Annotated in this window: 13 protein-coding genes and 1 pseudogene; 9 read left to right on the forward strand and 5 right to left on the reverse strand. The window is 71.3% G+C overall.

What is annotated here, in order from left to right; all coding sequences use genetic code 11:
• Positions 1 to 5 precede the first annotated feature (5 nt).
• Together OHT77_RS24515 and OHT77_RS24520 are read right to left on the reverse strand one after the other, a co-directional pair.
• The gene (locus tag OHT77_RS24515) at positions 6 to 707 is read right to left on the reverse strand and encodes a GntR family transcriptional regulator (protein ID WP_328834328.1); all 702 of its coding nucleotides are present in this window, start codon (positions 705 to 707) and stop codon (positions 6 to 8) included.
• A 150-nt stretch (positions 708 to 857) separates the two neighbouring features.
• The gene (locus OHT77_RS24520; protein ID WP_328830635.1) at positions 858 to 2213 is read right to left on the reverse strand and encodes an aspartate aminotransferase family protein; all 1356 of its coding nucleotides are present in this window, start codon (positions 2211 to 2213) and stop codon (positions 858 to 860) included.
• Between the two features lie 204 nt (positions 2214 to 2417).
• Between OHT77_RS24520 and OHT77_RS45050 the strand changes: the two are divergent.
• Together OHT77_RS45050 and OHT77_RS24530 are read left to right on the forward strand one after the other, a co-directional pair.
• Positions 2418 to 3494, forward strand: a pseudogene (locus OHT77_RS45050) (serine/threonine-protein kinase); the annotation flags it as partial.
• A 2189-nt stretch (positions 3495 to 5683) separates the two neighbouring features.
• A complete protein-coding gene (locus OHT77_RS24530; RefSeq protein ID WP_328830637.1) occupies positions 5684 to 7210 on the forward strand; it encodes a substrate-binding domain-containing protein in 1527 nt (508 codons plus the stop codon).
• Between the two features lie 19 nt (positions 7211 to 7229).
• Here the strand turns inward: OHT77_RS24530 and OHT77_RS24535 are convergent, their stop codons facing one another.
• The gene (locus tag OHT77_RS24535) at positions 7230 to 7940 is read right to left on the reverse strand and encodes an SLATT domain-containing protein (protein WP_328830638.1); all 711 of its coding nucleotides are present in this window, start codon (positions 7938 to 7940) and stop codon (positions 7230 to 7232) included.
• Positions 7941 to 8201: 261 nt separating this feature from the next.
• Here OHT77_RS24535 and OHT77_RS24540 point away from each other — a divergent pair, with 261 nt between their 5' ends.
• The 3 genes from OHT77_RS24540 (at position 8202) to OHT77_RS24550 (ending at position 9870) form a co-directional block, all read left to right on the forward strand.
• The gene (locus OHT77_RS24540; protein ID WP_328830639.1) at positions 8202 to 8549 is read left to right on the forward strand and encodes a YbaB/EbfC family nucleoid-associated protein; all 348 of its coding nucleotides are present in this window, start codon (positions 8202 to 8204) and stop codon (positions 8547 to 8549) included.
• Between the two features lie 69 nt (positions 8550 to 8618).
• Positions 8619 to 9218: a recombination mediator RecR gene (gene recR, locus OHT77_RS24545; protein ID WP_328830640.1), complete on the forward strand. Its 600-nt coding sequence runs from the start codon at positions 8619 to 8621 to the stop codon at positions 9216 to 9218.
• On the forward strand, positions 9211 to 9870 hold the full coding sequence (locus OHT77_RS24550) for a DUF5063 domain-containing protein (RefSeq protein ID WP_266770016.1): 660 nt from the start codon (positions 9211 to 9213) through the stop codon (positions 9868 to 9870). Before recR ends, OHT77_RS24550 begins: the two co-directional genes overlap by 8 nt.
• Before the next feature lie 37 nt (positions 9871 to 9907).
• Here the strand turns inward: OHT77_RS24550 and OHT77_RS24555 are convergent, their stop codons facing one another.
• Entirely contained in the window at positions 9908 to 10627 is a 720-nt protein-coding gene (locus OHT77_RS24555) for a sulfite exporter TauE/SafE family protein (RefSeq protein WP_328830641.1), read from the reverse strand.
• A gap of 252 nt (positions 10628 to 10879) precedes the next feature.
• Here OHT77_RS24555 and OHT77_RS24560 point away from each other — a divergent pair, with 252 nt between their 5' ends.
• The 4 genes from OHT77_RS24560 to OHT77_RS24575 all read left to right on the forward strand — a co-directional run bounded on the left by OHT77_RS24560 (position 10880) and on the right by OHT77_RS24575 (position 15627).
• A complete protein-coding gene (locus OHT77_RS24560) occupies positions 10880 to 12151 on the forward strand; it encodes an aspartate kinase (RefSeq protein ID WP_266770013.1) in 1272 nt (423 codons plus the stop codon).
• Positions 12151 to 13218, forward strand: coding sequence for an aspartate-semialdehyde dehydrogenase (locus OHT77_RS24565; RefSeq protein ID WP_328830642.1), 1068 nt, complete (start codon positions 12151 to 12153; stop codon positions 13216 to 13218). The genes OHT77_RS24560 and OHT77_RS24565 overlap by 1 nt, the downstream gene beginning before the upstream one ends.
• Positions 13219 to 13720: 502 nt before the next feature.
• On the forward strand, positions 13721 to 14296 hold the full coding sequence (locus OHT77_RS24570; protein ID WP_019063113.1) for a SigE family RNA polymerase sigma factor: 576 nt from the start codon (positions 13721 to 13723) through the stop codon (positions 14294 to 14296).
• Positions 14293 to 15627: a hypothetical protein gene (locus OHT77_RS24575; protein ID WP_328830643.1), complete on the forward strand. Its 1335-nt coding sequence runs from the start codon at positions 14293 to 14295 to the stop codon at positions 15625 to 15627. Before OHT77_RS24570 ends, OHT77_RS24575 begins: the two co-directional genes overlap by 4 nt.
• A gap of 51 nt (positions 15628 to 15678) precedes the next feature.
• Here OHT77_RS24575 and OHT77_RS24580 read toward each other — a convergent pair whose 3' ends face one another.
• A complete protein-coding gene (locus OHT77_RS24580) occupies positions 15679 to 16473 on the reverse strand; it encodes an SURF1 family protein (RefSeq protein WP_328830644.1) in 795 nt (264 codons plus the stop codon).
• Between the last annotated feature and the right edge of the window lie 81 nt (positions 16474 to 16554).

Consider the following 16554-nt stretch of genomic DNA (forward strand, 5'->3'; position numbering starts at 1 on the left):
TCCGGTCACCGGGCGGCCAGCCGCTCGATGAGGTCGAGGGAGTGCGTGTTGTACGCGAGGACGATCGAGCGGGCGGCCGGGGTGTCGCGGCGCGCCAGGGCGTCGACGAGTTCGGTGTGTTCGGACCACAGCCGGCCGCGCAGATCGCTCAGCCGCCGCAGGTGCTGCACCGTGCACACCCAGGACTGGACGCGCAGCCGGTGCAGGAAGTCGCCGAGGTAGGGGTTGCCGAACATGGCGCTCAACTCGCGCCAGAAGCGCAGGTCGTAGCCGATCAGCACGGAGAGGTCACCGGCGTCGGCGGCGCGCTGCGCCTCCTCGCCGCGGCGGCGGACCCCGGCGAGCGCGGCGACCGTCCGCGGGTCGTCGGTGCGGTCGAAGACGGGGTGCCCCCCGGTCAGGGCCAGGAACATGCCCTCGGTGACCAGGGCGCGGGCCTCGATCATCCCGCGGTGGTCGGCCACCGAGTACTCGTGGACGCGGAAGCCGCGGTGCTGGTCGGCTTCCAGGAGTCCCTGCGCGGAGAGATCGACGAGAGCTTCCCTGACCGGGGTGGCGGAGACGCCGTACTGCTCGGCGATCTCCTTCACCGTGAACTCCTGGCCGGGCTGGAGCCGGCCGGCCAGGACCTCGTCGCGAAGCGCGTCGGCGATCTGCTGCCGCAGGGTGCTGCGGGTCACGGCGCCGCTGCCGCTGCTTCCGGGCATCGTCGGGGCGTCTCCCTCGTCGCGTTCGATGGCGTACTCGTATATGTCTACGAGCACGCCACCTTACGCGTTCGGGTTCCCGCCCTGCCCGGATGCGGGCACCCACTCTGTGGAAGGGCCGATTCCGGCCCCGATCCGGGTACGCGCGGACTATTCCGTGAACTCGTCGGCCACGGAGAGTGCCGTGTCCAGGGCGGCGAGGCCCTCCTTCAGCTCGGCCTCGCTCACGTTGCAGGGCGGGACGACGTGGGTGCGGTTCATGTTCACGAACGGCCACAGCCCCTGCTGCTTGGCGGCACCCCCGAAGGCGGCCATCGCCGCGTTCGCGTCACCGGCCGCGTTGTACGGCACCAGCGGCTCCCGCGTCTCGCGGTTCCGCACCAGCTCCAGCGCCCAGAACATGCCGACCCCGCGCACCTCGCCGACACTCGGGTGCCGCTCGGCCAGCGCCCGCAGAGCGGGTTCGACGACGGTCGCACCAAGGGTCTTGGCGTTCTCCACGACCCCTTCCTCGGCCATGACGTTGATCGTCGCGACGGCCGCGGCACAGGCCAACGGGTGCCCCGAGTACGTCAGTCCGCCGGGGTAGGGCCGCTTGCCGAAGGTGTCCGCGATCGCGCCGGAGATGGCGACACCGCCGAGCGGCACGTAGCCGGAGTTCACACCCTTGGCGAAGGTCATCAGGTCCGGTACGACGTCGAACAGGTCGGCCGCGAACCACTCACCGGTGCGCCCGAACCCGGCCATCACCTCGTCCAGGATGAAGACGATCCCGTACTTGTCGCAGATCTCACGGACCCCGGCGAGGTAACCCGGCGGCGGCACCATGATCCCGGCGGTGCCCGGGACGGTCTCCAGGACGATCGCGGCGATGGTCGCCGGGCCCTCGAAGGCGATCGTCGTCTCCAGGTGTTCGAGCGCGCGCTCGCACTCCTGCGCCTCGGTCTCGGCGTAGAAACGGGACCGGTACAGGAAGGGCGCCCAGAAGTGCACGACCCCGGCCGTGCCGCTGTCGCTGGCCCAACGGCGGGGATCCCCGGTGAGGTTGATCGCCTGCTGCGTGCCGCCGTGGTACGAGCGGTAGGCGGACAGCACCTTCGCGCGACCGGTGTGCAGCCGGGCCATGCGCGTCGCGTGCTCGATGGCGTCGGCGCCGCCGTTGGTGAAGAAGATCTTGTCCAGGTCGCCGGGCGTGCGCTCGGCGATCAGCCGGGCCGCCTCGGAGCGGGCCTCGATCGCGAAGGCGGGCGCGAACGTGGTGAGGGTCGCGGCCTGCTCCTGGATCGCGGCGACGACCTTCGGGTGCTGGTACCCGATGTTCGTGTAGACGAGCCCGCTGGTGAAGTCCAGGTAGCGCTTCCCGTCGTAGTCCCAGAAGTACGACCCCTCCGCGCCGGCCACGGCGAGCGGGTCGATGAGCTCCTGCGCGGACCAGGAGTGGAACACATGCGCACGGTCCGCGGCCTTCACGGCGGCGCCGGCCTGGGGGTGGGGATGAGGGGTCATGCGGGTGAGCGTAAATGTCCGCGATGCGGAAGCGGTATCGGCGTCCTGTCTGCGGTCGGCGGCTTTCCACGACAGGTTGTCCAGGGTCTCCCGTTACGGAACCGTAGACACCGCCCCGGTCATCGGGCCGTGTCCCCGCACTATTCTCGGTCTCGCGCAGGGCACAGGGGTGTGACCGGGGATTTCGGGGGAGGCGGCGCGGCCATGGAGAAACTGGGGGCGGCCGATCCGCAGCGGATCGGGGCGTACCGGCTGGTGGCCCGGCTGGGGGCCGGCGGCATGGGGCAGGTGTACCTGGCCCGCTCGGACCGGGGACGCACGGTCGCGGTGAAGCTGGTGCGCGAGGAACTGGCCGCGCAGGAGGAGTTCCGGGCCCGGTTCCGGCAGGAGGTGCGGGCCGCGCAGCGGGTCGGCGGGCACTGGACGGCACCCGTGCTGGACGCGGACACCGAGGCCGCGGTGCCGTGGGTGGCCACCGGGTATGTGGCCGGACCCACACTGCAGCAGGTCGTCGGGCGCGACCACGGGGCACTGCCCGAGCGGTCGGTACGGATCCTCGCGGCCGGGCTCGCGCACGCGCTGCAGGACATCCACGCCGCCGGGATCGTCCACCGCGACCTCAAGCCGTCCAACGTGCTGGTGACCATCGACGGTCCCCGTGTCATCGACTTCGGCATAGCGCGCGCCCTGGAGACCCTCGCCGGGGACGGGCTCACCCGCACCGGTTCGCTGGTCGGCTCGCCCGGTTTCATGGCACCGGAACAGGTGCGGGGCGACCGGATCACCCCGGCCTGCGACGTCTTCTGCCTCGGCTCCGTCCTCGCCTACGCGGCGACCGGCACCCTGCCGTTCGGCGCCGCCAACAGCGGAGTCCACGCCCTGATGTTCCGCATCGCCCAGGAGGAACCCGACCTGTCGGGCGTCCCCGAGGGCATCGCCGACCTGGTCCGCGACTGCCTCCGCAAGGACCCGGCGGCCCGCCCGACCCTCCACCACATCCTCGACCGCACAGGCGCCGACGACACGGTCTCCGACGGCCGCTCCCACGACCCCTGGCTCCCCAACACCCTCGTCGCCCAACTGGGCCGCCACGCAGTCAAGTTGCTGGACACGGAGGACCCGGAGACGGCGGAACTGGAGCGGGTTGCCCTGGCGACGCCGGGCTCGGAGGGGGCGGCTGCGGAGGGCGCGGCTGCGGACGGCGCGGATTCGGTACGGGCCGATTCGGACCGGCCTGGTTCGGAGGGTGCCGGTTCGGCAGGCGCCGCTTCGGGGGGTGCTGGTTCGGGGGGTGCCGGTGTGGAGGGTGCCGGTTCGGCAGGCGCCGCTTCGGGGGGTGCTGGTTCGGGGGGTGCCGGTGTGGAGGGTGTCGGTTCGGACCGGCCTGGTTCGGAGGGCGTCGGTTCGGTACAGGCGGGCTCGGCAGGTGCCGCTTCGGCGGGTGCCGGTTCGGAGCGGCCTGGTCCGGAGGGCGCCGGTTCGGGGAGTGCTGGTGTGGAGGGCGTCGGTTCGGAGCGGCCCGGTTCGGACCGGCCCGGCTCGGGGTCGGCGTCTCCGGGACAGATGAGCCCGGAGGGGCGGGCTCCGGAGACGCGGGGCCCGGGCGGGCAGGACCCGGACGGGCAGAACCCGACAGTCCGGAGCCCGGCAGTCCAGAACCCGGGTGTGCAAGATCCGGGCGTCCAGGGCCCGGGCGTGCAGAACCCGGGTGTGCAAAATCCGGGCGTCCAGAATCCGGCAGTCCGGAACCCGGGTGTGCAAAACCCCGGCGTCCAGAATTCGGCAGTCCGGAACCCAGGTGTGCAAAATCCGGGCGTGCAGAGCCCGGGCGTCCAGAGCCCGGCAGTCCGGAACTCGGGTGTGCAAAATCCGGCAGCTCAGAATCCGGCAGCCCAGAACCCAGCCGTCCAGAGCTCGGGCGCCGGAAACCCGGGCGGGCAGGACCCGGGCGTCCAGAATCCGGCCGTCCAGAACCCGGCCGTCCAGAGCTCGGGCGCCGGAAACCCGGGCGGGCAGGACCCGGGCGTCCAGAATCCGGCCGTCCAGAATCCGGCCGTCCAGAGCTCGGGCGCCGGAAACCCGGGCGGGCAGGACCCGGGCGTCCAGAATCCGGCCGTCCAGAATCCGGCCGTCCAGAGCTCGGGCGCCGGAAACCCGGGCGGGCAGGACCCGGGCGTCCAGAATCCGGCCGTCCAGAACTCAGGCGCCGAAAATCCGGGCGCCGAAACCCCGGCCGTTCAGAACCCCGCCCTGCGGAACCCCGCGGCAGTCGAGGGGGCCGTGCCCGCTGTCCCGTCCGTGCCCCTGGCCACTCCCGTCGATCTGGAGAAGCCGGACACCTCCCTCCGCGAAACCCCTGCCCTTTCTCCTGACCCCGCCCCTGCCTCCGCACCCGCCCCTGCTCCCGCCCCCTCCTCCGAGGCATCCCCCGAACACGCCCCCGCCTCCGACGACTCCTCCCCGACGCCCACCGTGCCGGACAACCACCTCCCCACGGCGGTCGCCGGCCGGGCGGGAGCTTCACGCACTCCGAACCCGCCCGCCCCGCACCCGGCCTACGGCTACCCGCAGCAGCATCCCCAGCCGGCCGCCTACAACCCGCCGCCCCCGCCCGCCGCGTACGGCTACCCGGAACAGCAGCCCCCGGCCCGCCAACTCGTCGGCTGGGGCGGGCAGGTGCCCTACAACCCCTACCCGCACAACCACGACGTCGGCCTCGGCCCCACCCCGCCCTACGGCCCGGGCCCGGGCGGCGAGCCCCACGCGCCGCCCCGCAACGGGCGGTCGACCGCGCTGCTCGTCGTGGTCGCGCTGATCGTCGCGCTGGGCGCCGGCGGTTCGGTGTACGCGCTGATGAAGGACGGCGGCAACGGCAGCCGTACGAAGGCCGGTTCGGGCGGCGGCGCGGCCACCAGCGCCGCGCCCACGACCCCGGGTCCGAGCACGGGGGAGCCGAGCGCGTCACCCTCCCCGTCCGCCACCCCGACCGGCGACGGCGCCGTACCGACCGGCTATCTCGGCACCTGGAACGCGTCCATCGACAACGACACCGGCCACAACACCCGCCAACTCACCATCAGGCAGGGGAAGGTGGGCGACCCGGTGCTGACCCTGGTCGCGGACGGACCCGGCTACCACTGCGAGTTCAGCGCCGACCTCGCCCAAGAGCCGGGCGGCGAGAGCCCGTTGGCGATCGGCGCCTCCACCGTCACCTCGGGGCAACCGCGTTCGTCCTGCAACCCGGGCTCCGCCACCGAGATCACCCTGCTCTCCGACAGCACGCTCCAGCGCGTGAGCACCAGCACCGGCGAGAAGCTGACGTACACCAAGTCGGGCTGACCGCGACCGGCAACTCCCGTCACGGCCGCTCCAGTTGAACGTCACGCGAACTTCGGCCAAGACCCCCTGCGGGTTTCCCGGTCCCGCTCGTACCGTGACCCCACGATCCGACTGGGGAGCGGGGGCCCGCAGTGGAGTGGCTGAGCGCGGAGAACGTCGTCGCCGTCGGCACGGCGCTGCTCGGCATCGTCGCGTCCGGCGTGATGGTCTGGTACGAACGCCGGGTGCCGCGCCGGAAGAGGATCGGCTACCGCGTCCAGATGGACAACCCCATCGGCGACGACGTCCGTTCGGGCCGCGCCAACCGACGCCTCGGCCTCTTCGACGAGGTCCCCGGCATGTCCGACGCCACCCTCGTCCTGCTGCGCATCGAGAACGACGGCTCGCAGAGCATCGCCGACAACGACTACACCGGACGTGAACTCCACGGCCTCACCGCGGTGTTCACCGACCGCACGATCCGCGGCGTCTCCGTCACCCAGCCCGTCGGCACCGACCATCTGATGGACCACTTCACCCCGGCGGCCGGCCTCGGCTACGACGGCAACACCCTGCGCATCCCGCGCGTCCCGCTCAACCCCCGCGACCACTTCAAGCTGCTGGTACTGCTCTCCGGCGGCGACGTCGGCTGCCCGATACGGCTCATCGGCGGCATCCGCGACGGCGAGGTGCACCCCAACCGCAGCGCAACCCCGGACGACAAGGCGCCCCTGTTCAGCCGCGCCTCCCGGCTGATCACCATCATGCTCACGGTGTGCGTGGTGACCCTCGCCGCGATCGTCGTGCTCCGCGACGACTCCCCGCCCCCGATCGGCTGCGCGCGCGGCACCCTCACCGTCACCGGTTCGACCGCGTTCGCGCCGGTGGTGGAGGAGGTCGGGAAGAAGTACGCGCGGGACTGCGAGGGCGCGCAGGTCACCGTCGATCCGCACGGATCGACCGCGGGCGTACGGGAGTTGGAGGCCACCGGGCTCGCCGCGAAGAACGGCTCACCGGCCGTCGTAGCGCTGTCGGACGGACCCAAGCCCAGCGACATGCCGCAGCTGCGGGAGAACCGGATCGCGGTGTCGGTGTTCGCGATCGTCGTCAACAACGGCGTCCGCCTGAAGAACCTGTCCACGGCGGACGTACGACGGCTGTACCGGGGTGAGATCACCAACTGGAAGCAGCTCGGGGGACCGGACCTCGCAGTGCACCTGGTCAGCCGGGACGCCAACTCCGGGACGCGCCAGGTGTTCCAGCGCCGGGTGCTGAAACGCGGCGAGATCGCCAATTCCTCTGTCGACTGCGTCCACAAGGACGACCCGACCGCGCCGGTCATCCGCTGTGAACTCGACTCCACCGACCAGGTGTTGACGCAGGTCGCCGAACTCCCCGGCGCCATCGGCTACAGCGAACTCACCCTCGCCTCCGGCGCCAAGGGCCTGCACACCCTCGACCTCGACGGCCACCCGCCGTCCGTGGACGCCATCGAGCACGGCACGAGCGACTACCCGTACCGCGAGATCGAGTACGCCTACACCTACGGCCAGCCCCCGGCCGACTCCCTCGCGTCGAGCTTCCTGACCTATCTGTCCCGGGGCAACGGCCAGGACGTGATCCGCACCCACGGCCACATCCCGTGCTGGACCCCGGAGGGCCTCAAACTCTGCGCCTAGCCTCAGCGAGCGGGTCCGCTCACCGGGGCTCCGGCGGCCGCTGCCTCGGCATGTTCGGCCGCGTCCCGCCCGCCGGTCCCGGCGGCATCGGGAACCTGCCCTGCACCACGGTCCCCTCCTGCCGCCCGCCCGGCACCACCGAGGACTGGATGCCCAGCGGCCCCGCCCCGGTCCGGAACTCCACCATCCAGTCGGCGGTCTCCACCCGGACCAGTTCCGTCACGTCCTCCGAGAACCGCCGCAGCACCGCGAGACACCGCTCCGCGGCCTCGCTCGCCGTGCCCTCCGCGGGCCCCAGGAACTCCCGGACACCCTCCGAGGCCCAGTCGAACTGGAGCACCTGAAGCCGCCGCTGCACCGCCTGCGCCGTGGCCACGTCCCGCATCCACCCGGACGTCATCCCGAAGAACCGGTCCCCGGCCACGCACGCGGCCCCCAGCAGCAGCGCCAGATAACCCCACGCGGCCACCCCGCCCACCGCCCCGGTCAGGTCCAGCAGCGGCAGCGCCGCCCCCGCCACCGTGCCCAGCGCCGCGCCCGCGCGCAGCACCCGCGCCCCGCGCCGCTTCCACACCCGGCCGGTGAGATAGCCGGACGCCGTCTCCAGCGCCCCGCGCTCGACCCACCGGTACAGCTCGTCCAGCCGTGCCGTCGGCTCGCCCCAGTCCCCGAGCGGAAACGTCCGCCCGGCCAGATCGCCACCTTCGGGCTGAATCTCGGGCTGACCCACCCGGCACTCCCTTACGTCGTGTGACACCTGATGCTGATGTGCCGGACCCTTCCTACCGCCCAATGGGTGGCGAAGGATCTGGTTTCACCTCTTTTCCGCCCGGAAGTGGGTCTTGATCAGGTATAGGACACGGTGAGGACTCACTCGAAAGAGTGCTGAAGCGATGACTCCCCGGACCACGTAGGCTCGTGCCGAGCGGGGAAAACCTCGCCCATACAGCCGTATCCATGACTGACAGCCGTACGAAACCAGGAGCTGATCGTGATTCCCGGTGGTGGCCAGCCCAATATGCAGCAGCTGCTCCAGCAGGCCCAGAAGATGCAGCAGGACCTGGCGAACGCGCAGGAGGAGCTGGCGCGGACCGAGGTCGAAGGACAGGCGGGCGGCGGGCTGGTCAAGGCCACCGTCACCGGCTCCGGCGAGCTGCGCGCGCTGAAGATCGACCCGAAGGCCGTCGACCCGGACGACACGGAGACGCTCGCGGACCTGATCGTCGCGGCCGTCCAGGCGGCCAACGAGAACGCGCAGACCCTCCAGCAGCAGAAGCTCGGCCCGCTGGCCCAGGGTCTCGGCGGTGGCGGCAGCGGTATCCCCGGTCTGCCTTTCTAAGACGGCCCGCGGCCAACTACGGTACGTACGGCACGTACCCGCACGACTCCAGGAAGGGCAGGCAGTCCGTTGTACGAAGGCGTGGTCCAGGACCTCATCGACGAGTTGGGGCGACTCCCCGGCGTCGGTCCCAAGAGCGCGCAGCGGATCGCCTTCCACATCCTGCAGGCGGAGCCGACGGACGTCCGCCGGCTCGCGCAGTGCCTGATGGAGGTCAAGGCGAAGGTCCGCTTCTGCGCGACCTGCGGCAACGTCGCGCAGGAGGAGCTGTGCAACATCTGCCGCGACCCGCGCCGCGACCTCACGGTGATCTGTGTCGTGGAGGAGCCGAAGGACGTGGTCGCGATCGAGCGGACGCGTGAGTTCCGGGGCAAGTACCACGTCCTGGGCGGCGCGATCAGCCCGATCGAGGGGGTCGGACCCGACGACCTGCGTATACGAGAACTTCTCGCGCGGTTGGCCGACGGTTCCGTCACGGAACTGATCCTTGCCACGGACCCGAATCTGGAGGGCGAGGCCACGGCCACGTACCTCGCCCGCATGATCAAGCCCATGGGCCTCAAGGTCACCCGCCTGGCCAGCGGCCTCCCGGTGGGCGGCGACCTGGAATACGCGGACGAGGTGACCCTCGGCCGCGCCTTCGAGGGGAGACGACTCCTAGATGTCTGACGCCACGCTGCATGCCACTGCGCAGGACCCGGACGACTTCGCGGTCCAGATCGCCGACCAGGTCGAGAGCTTCCTGGTGGCCGTGTCGGAGGTAGCGAAGGGCGAGGACCCCGATTCGGCGGTCCCCTTCCTGCTCCTCGAGGTGTCCCAACTCCTCCTGGCGGGCGGCCGGTTGGGCGCGCACGAGGACATCGTCCCGGACGAGCGCTACGAGCCCGACCTGGGCCCGGAGGCGGACGTGGACGAGATCCGCGAGCGCCTCGCGGTGATGCTGGAGCCGATCGACGTGTACTCGGAGGTCTTCGACCCCTACGAGCCGCGCAAGGCCCCGGTCCCGGCCCGTATCTCCGACGACCTCGCCGACGTCCTCACCGACCTCCGCCACGGCATGGCCCACTACCGCGCGGGCCGCACCACGGAGGCCCTGTGGTGGTGGCAGTTCTCCTACTTCTCCAACTGGGGCTCCACCGCCTCGGCCGCCCTGCGCGCCCTCCAGTCCCTGGTCGCCCACGTCCGCCTCAACCAGCCCCTCCCGGAGCTGGACGGCCTGGACACGGACGTCAGCATGGGCGACGAGACCCTCGAGTTCGAGGCGGGCGCGGTCATGGCCGAGGAGATCGCGGGACCGCTGGGGATCAGGCCGGTGAAGTAACCGGTTCGCTGCCGGACAGAAGGGGGCTCGGCGGGCGTCACAGCCCCCAGGCCCCCTTTCCCACGGCCGTGAGTCCACCCGCCAGCGCCAGCGTCAACACCAGTGCGCGCGCCCGGTGTTCGGGTATCCGCCCGGCGAGGCCGCGCCCGATCACCCCGCCCACCGCCATCGCGGCGACGACCGCCACCCACTGCGGTGTACGCAAGCTGGGCACCCCGTTCGCGGCGACCGAGAAGGCGTTGACGACGACGCCGTAGAACTGCGCGTTGGGGACGAACTCCCGTACCGTCCAGCCCGCGTTGACCGCGTACAGGGAGACCGGCGGGCCGCCCACGCCCGCCGCCGCGTTCATGAAACCGCCCGCCGCGCCCGCCGCGACCGCGCCCTCCGTGCCGCGCAGGGCCGGGACCCGGGCGCCGCGCATCACCAGCAGGACGACGGCCGTCACCAGGGTGCCCATCACCAACAGCAGCACGGGCGGCGGGAGTTGACGGGTCGTCCAGGCGCCCGCCGGAACCGTGCAGACCGCCGCGACGCACAACGGCACCATCGCCCGCAGCCGCACCTGCCGCCAGCCGCCCGCGAGGCCCACGACGCTGATCGCGCCGCCGGCGCAGTTCGCGAGGACGACACCCTGGGCCGGGCCGAGGAGCAGGATCAGGGCGGGTACGGCGACCAGGGCGAAGCCCATGCCCGTCAGCCACTGGACGGAAGCGCCGAGCAGGACGATTCCGCCCAGGAGTATGTCGGTGGTCATGGAGCGACATCATTCCGATCCCACGGTCGCCGCGACCACCGGTCCCGAGCGTCAGGTACGCGCACACGGCGCACCTCAGTGCGGGAAAACCAATTCCTTGGGGTCACCTGTGACACTCGGCACTTTTCCCGCAGCTCGTAAGTGGGCATGCGCTGACCTGGGCGTCCGAATCTCACCATGCGATACCGCGGAAGCGAATTTCGGGTGCTCGTTAAACTGAGCCGACACACCAGGACTGAGCGAGGAGCGCACGTGGGCCTTGTCGTGCAGAAGTACGGAGGCTCCTCCGTAGCCGATGCCGAGGGCATCAAGCGCGTCGCCAAGCGAATCGTCGAAGCGAAGAAGAACGGCCACCAAGTGGTCGTCGTCGTTTCCGCGATGGGCGACACGACGGACGAGCTGATCGATCTCGCCGAGCAGGTATCTCCGATGCCCGCCGGGCGTGAGTTCGACATGCTGCTGACCGCCGGAGAGCGGATCTCCATGGCACTGCTGGCCATGGCGATCAAAAACCTGGGTCACGAGGCCCAGTCGTTCACCGGCAGCCAGGCAGGCGTCATCACCGACTCGGTCCACAACAAAGCACGGATCATCGACGTCACGCCCGGTCGGATCCGCACCGCGTTGGACGAGGGCAACATCGCCATCGTCGCCGGGTTCCAGGGTGTGAGCCAGGACAAGAAGGACATCACCACGCTGGGCCGGGGCGGCTCGGACACGACCGCCGTCGCGCTCGCCGCCGCCCTCGACGCCGAGGTGTGCGAGATCTACACCGACGTCGACGGCGTGTTCACCGCCGACCCGCGGGTGGTGCCGAAGGCGAAGAAGATCGACTGGATCGTCTTCGAGGACATGCTGGAGCTCGCCGCCTCCGGCTCCAAGGTGCTGCTCCACCGCTGTGTGGAGTACGCCCGCCGATACAACATCCCGATCCATGTGCGGTCCAGCTTCAGCGGACTTCAGGGCACATGGGTCAGCAGTGAGCCGATTGGGGACCAGAAGGTGGAGCAGGCCATCATCTCCGGTGTCGCGCACGACACCTCCGAGGCCAAGATCACGGTCGTCGGCGTGCCCGACAAGCCGGGCGAGGCCGCGGTGATCTTCCGGACGATCTCCGACGCGCAGGTCAACATCGACATGATCGTGCAGAACGTGTCGGCGGCCTCGACCGGTCTCACGGACATCTCGTTCACCCTCCCCAAGGCGGAGGGCCGCAAGGCCATCGACGCCCTGGAGAAGAACCGGGGCGGCATCGGCTTCGAGTCGCTGCGCTACGACGACCAGATCGGCAAGATCTCCCTGGTCGGCGCGGGCATGAAGACGAACCCCGGCGTCACCGCCGACTTCTTCACCGCCCTGTCCGACGCGGGCGTCAACATCGAGCTGATCTCGACCTCCGAGATCCGCATCTCGGTGGTCACCCGCGCCGACGACGTCAACGAGGCCGTCCGCGCCGTGCACACGGCGTTCGGCCTGGACTCCGACAGCGACGAGGCCGTCGTCTACGGAGGCACCGGCCGCTGATGGCCAGCACCGGAGCGACCGCGCGTCCGACGCTCGCCGTGGTCGGCGCGACCGGGGCCGTCGGCACGGTCATGCTCCAGATCCTGTCCCAGCACGCGGACATCTGGGGCGAGATCCGCCTGATCGCCTCCCCGCGCTCGGCCGGCCGCAAGCTGGCCGTGCGCGGGGAGCAGGTCGAGGTGGTGGCCCTGACGGAGGAGGCCTTCGACGGGGTCGACGTCGCCATGTTCGACGTCCCCGACGAGGTCTCCGCCCGGTGGGCGCCGATCGCCGCCGCCAAGGGCGTGGTCGTCGTCGACAACTCGGGCGCCTTCCGGATGGACCCGGAGGTGCCCCTCGTGGTCCCCGAGGTCAACCCGCACAAGGTGCGGCACCGGCCGCGCGGGATCATCGCCAACCCGAACTGCACCACCCTGTCGATGATCGTCGCCGTGGGCGCGCTGCACGCCGAGTTCGGGCTGCGCGAACTGGTGGTGTCCTCGTACCAGGCGGTGAGCGGGGCGGGCCGGGCCGGGGTCGACACCCTGCGCCAGCAGCTCGCCCTCGTCGCCCACACCGACCTGGGCACCAAGCCCGGTGACGTGCGGCGGGCCGTCGGCGACAACACCGGGCCGTTCCCGGAGCCGGTCGCGCTCAACGTCGTACCGTGGGCCGGGTCGTTGCGCGAGGACGGCTGGTCCTCGGAGGAGATGAAGGTGCGGGACGAGTCCCGCAAGATCCTCGGGCTGCCCGCGCTGCCGGTCGCCGTCACGTGCGTGCGCGTGCCGGTGGTCACCACGCACTCCCTCACGGTCCATGCCCGCTTCCAGGGCGAGGTCACCGTGGACGGGGCGCGCGAGATTCTCGCTACGGCGCCGGGGGTCGTCCTCTTCGACAATCCGGCCGCCGGGGAGTTCCCCACGCCCGCCGACGTGGTGGGCACCGACCCGACCTGGGTGGGGCGGCTGCGGCGGGCGCTGGACGATCCGACCGCGCTCGAACTCTTCGTCTGCGGCGACAATCTGCGCAAGGGAGCGGCCCTCAATACCGCGCAGATCGCCGAGCTGGTGGCGCGCGAACTGGCCTGACCGCGGGGTCAACTCGGCCTGCCCGGCCGTAAATCCGCTGGCCAGTGGCGCACAAGTTTGTAGGATCGGCGTGCTTGATGTGGCCGGATTAATGGTTGGGAACCCTTGAATCCGGCCGCCTTCGCATCCGAAGATTTCACTCCCCGCTTCCCGCAACCGCGCGGCGAGCGGGGAGCGTCTTTGCGAACGCCCTTCAGGTGGGCGCGCGGTGATGCGGCAAGGGGCGTGGGGACGCCCCGGACTTTCGTGACACAGGGGAAGAGCGGGTAGGCATGAGGGTGTTCGACGCACTGCCGGTTGTGCTGCCTGACACCAGACGGGTGGGTGATGTCGCCGGGCGGTCGGGTGGACGGTGTGTTCCGTCTGACGTAAATGTGACGGCCGACGCGTACAACCCCCAAGGGGGGAAGCGTGTCCAACTGGCGTGGCTCAGGTACTCGACTTCACTGCGGCACGCGGAACAGCCCTACGGCCTCCGCGTGGATCCCGTGCGCCCGGCGGCATGCCGGTGATCGCGCCGATGCCCGCAGCGCGGCCCGCCCGCATCCCGAACCAGCGCGACGGTGTCGACGACGCCGTCGCGGCCGGCACGACGGTCGACCATCTCACCGAGACCTACCGGGCGCACTACCGCTCGCTGCTGGGCCTGGCCGCACTCCTCCTCGACGACACCGCTTCGTGCGAGGACGTCGTCCAGGAGGCGTTCATCCGGGTCCACTCGGCGCGCAAACGCGTCCGTGACCCCGAGAAGACCCTGGCCTATCTCCGCCAGACCGTCGTCAATCTCTCCCGCTCGGCCCTGCGCCGCCGCATCCTCGGCCTCAAGCTCCTCTCGAAGCCGATGCCGGACATGGCCAGCGCGGAAGAGGGCGCCTACGACCTGCTGGAGCGCGACTCCCTCATCAAGGCCATGAAGGGACTGCAGCGCCGCCAGCGCGAGGTCCTGGTCCTGCGCTACTTCGCGGACATGACGGAGGCGCAGGTCGCCGAGTCGCTCGGCATATCGCTGGGCTCGGTGAAGGCGTACGGCTCGCGCGGGATCGCCGCCCTCCGGATCGCCATGGAGGCCACGGCATGAGCGACAAGGCCGACGGAAACGGAAACGGCACGGCCGGCGGCAAGGACGTCCGGCGCGGCCCGACCTGGGCGCGCAAGGAACAGCCGAACGAAACACACGCTGGGAACGGAACTGTGAACCACGCCCCCGACGAACAGAGCCCCACCGGGCCGAGCCTCGACGGGAACCCCGAGAACCCTGAGAACTCCGGGGACACCGAGGACATCGAGGAACGGCCCCCCGTAGGACCCGTAGAGCCCGTAGGACCCCTAGGACCCCTAGGGCGCCTGGGGTCCGCAGGACAGGGCTCCCACGACCACGGCGACGACGTGCACGGCGACGACCTCCACGCCCCGGAGGGCTTCGGCCCCGACGAGCTGGCCCTGCGGCGGCTGCTGCACCAGGCCGTCCAGGAGGTCGAGCCGCGCGACGGCACGCTGGACCACCTGCGCAAGGCGGTACCGGCCCGCAGGGCCCGCAAGCGCCAGGCCCTCGTCGGCATGGCCGCCACCCTGCTCTTCTTCGGCACCGCGATCCCGGCCCTCGTGCACGTCTCGAACTCCACCGGCTCCAACCCGGACCCGTCCATGGCGGGCAACAGCTCCCAGGCACAGGGCGGCACCAGCCAGGGCAAGGGCCCCGGCGGCGGCGCGAGCACCGCGGGCGGCGCCTCGGGCCGGGCCTCGGAGAGCCCCGGCGGCAAGAAGGACGACGGCGCGGGCAAGGCCCCCGGCCCCGGCACCGTGAGCGCGAACCCCTCGGCCACCACCGGGACTTCGGCCCTGGCCTGTACGGCCACACAGCTCGGCTCGTCCAACTCGACGGTCGACGCCCCCGACGCGGCGGGCGTCGTCTACGGCACGTTCAGCGTCACCAACACCTCCGGCACCAGCTGCACGGTCAGCGGCCCCGGCACGGTCGGCACCACCGCGATCGGCGCGGCCGACAGCACCAAGATCACCGTGGTGCAGCACAGCGCGGGGGACGCGGCGGCCGGACTGCCCGACCCGTCGACGGAGGTCTCCCAGCTGGTGCTGGCGCCGGGCTCCGCCTACCTGGTCAAGTTCGCCTGGGTGCCCTCCGAGACCTGCCCCACCACCGGGACCAGCACCGGCGGCACCACCACCGGCGGTTCGACGGCCAGCCCGTCGCCCACCGAGGACGCGAGCACCAGCAGCGGTTCGACGACCGGCGACACCGGGACGTCCACCCAGCTCCTGGAGGACGGCACGCTCGACGGCAGCGTCCAGGTCACCCACACCCCGGACACGGGCTCGCCCACGGTCACGGCGACCGTGACGAACGCGTGCGCGGGCACGGTGTACCGGACGGGCGTGCTGGCGGGGTCGTAGACCGGACTGTCGGTCCGCACGAGGTCGGCCGGGTCGGGGGACCCGGCCACGTCACACGGTCGCGTGGGCCGCTTCCTCGTTCTCGTCCTCCGGGACCAGACCCAGCTCGGCGTCGCGGGCGAACTCCACCTCGCGGCGCAGCAGCCGGAACCACATGAAGACGACGAAGCCGGCGAAGACGAACCACTCGCCGGTGTAGCCGAGGTTCTGGAAGGCCTTGAGGTCGAGGCCGGTGTTGGCGGGCGCGGTGGCCGGCACGGCCTTCATCCCGGAGTCGCCCTTGTCGAGGGTGACCCACGCGTCGTACAGGTGGTACGGGACGAGGTTCACCAGCGAGGCCGCGCTGATCGCGGCGGTCTGGCCGGACGGGAGGCCGCTCTGGGCGCTGACGCCGTTGTCGCCGGGGGTCTCGGACGCCTGGAGCGAGCCGGTGACGGTGACCTCGCCGGTGGGCGCGGCCGGTGCCTTCGCCGCGTCGGGCTCGCCGGGGATCCAGCCGCGGACGACGGGGAGGGCCTTGCCGGCGTCGGTGCGCAGCAGGGTGAGGACGTAGAAGCCGTTCTTCCCGTCCAACTGGCGGTCGGGGACGAGGAGTTGCTTGCCGTAGCGGCCGGTCGCGGTGGTCTGGCGGCCCGAGGTGCTCTGGTCGACCGGCAGCAGTGAGGCGAGCGGGCGCGCGGTTTCCGTGCGGTCGGTCTCGACCTGCTTGGTGGCCTGGTGGCTGCTGTCCACGCGCGCCTGGAACCGGCTCAGCTGCCACGACCCCATGAAGATGCAGAAGGGGATGGCGAGCAGTACGAAGACGTTGATGCCCCACCAGCGCGATGTCAGCAGAAACCGGTACACGCCTTCCACGGTACGGGGCTCCCGTGGGGCGCTCGGCCCGGGGGTCGGCCCGACGGTTCACCGGGCGTCGGCAATGCTCCG

It is taken from the genome of Streptomyces sp. NBC_00252, from assembly GCF_036187565.1.
Classification (GTDB): Bacteria; Actinomycetota; Actinomycetes; order Streptomycetales; family Streptomycetaceae; genus Streptomyces.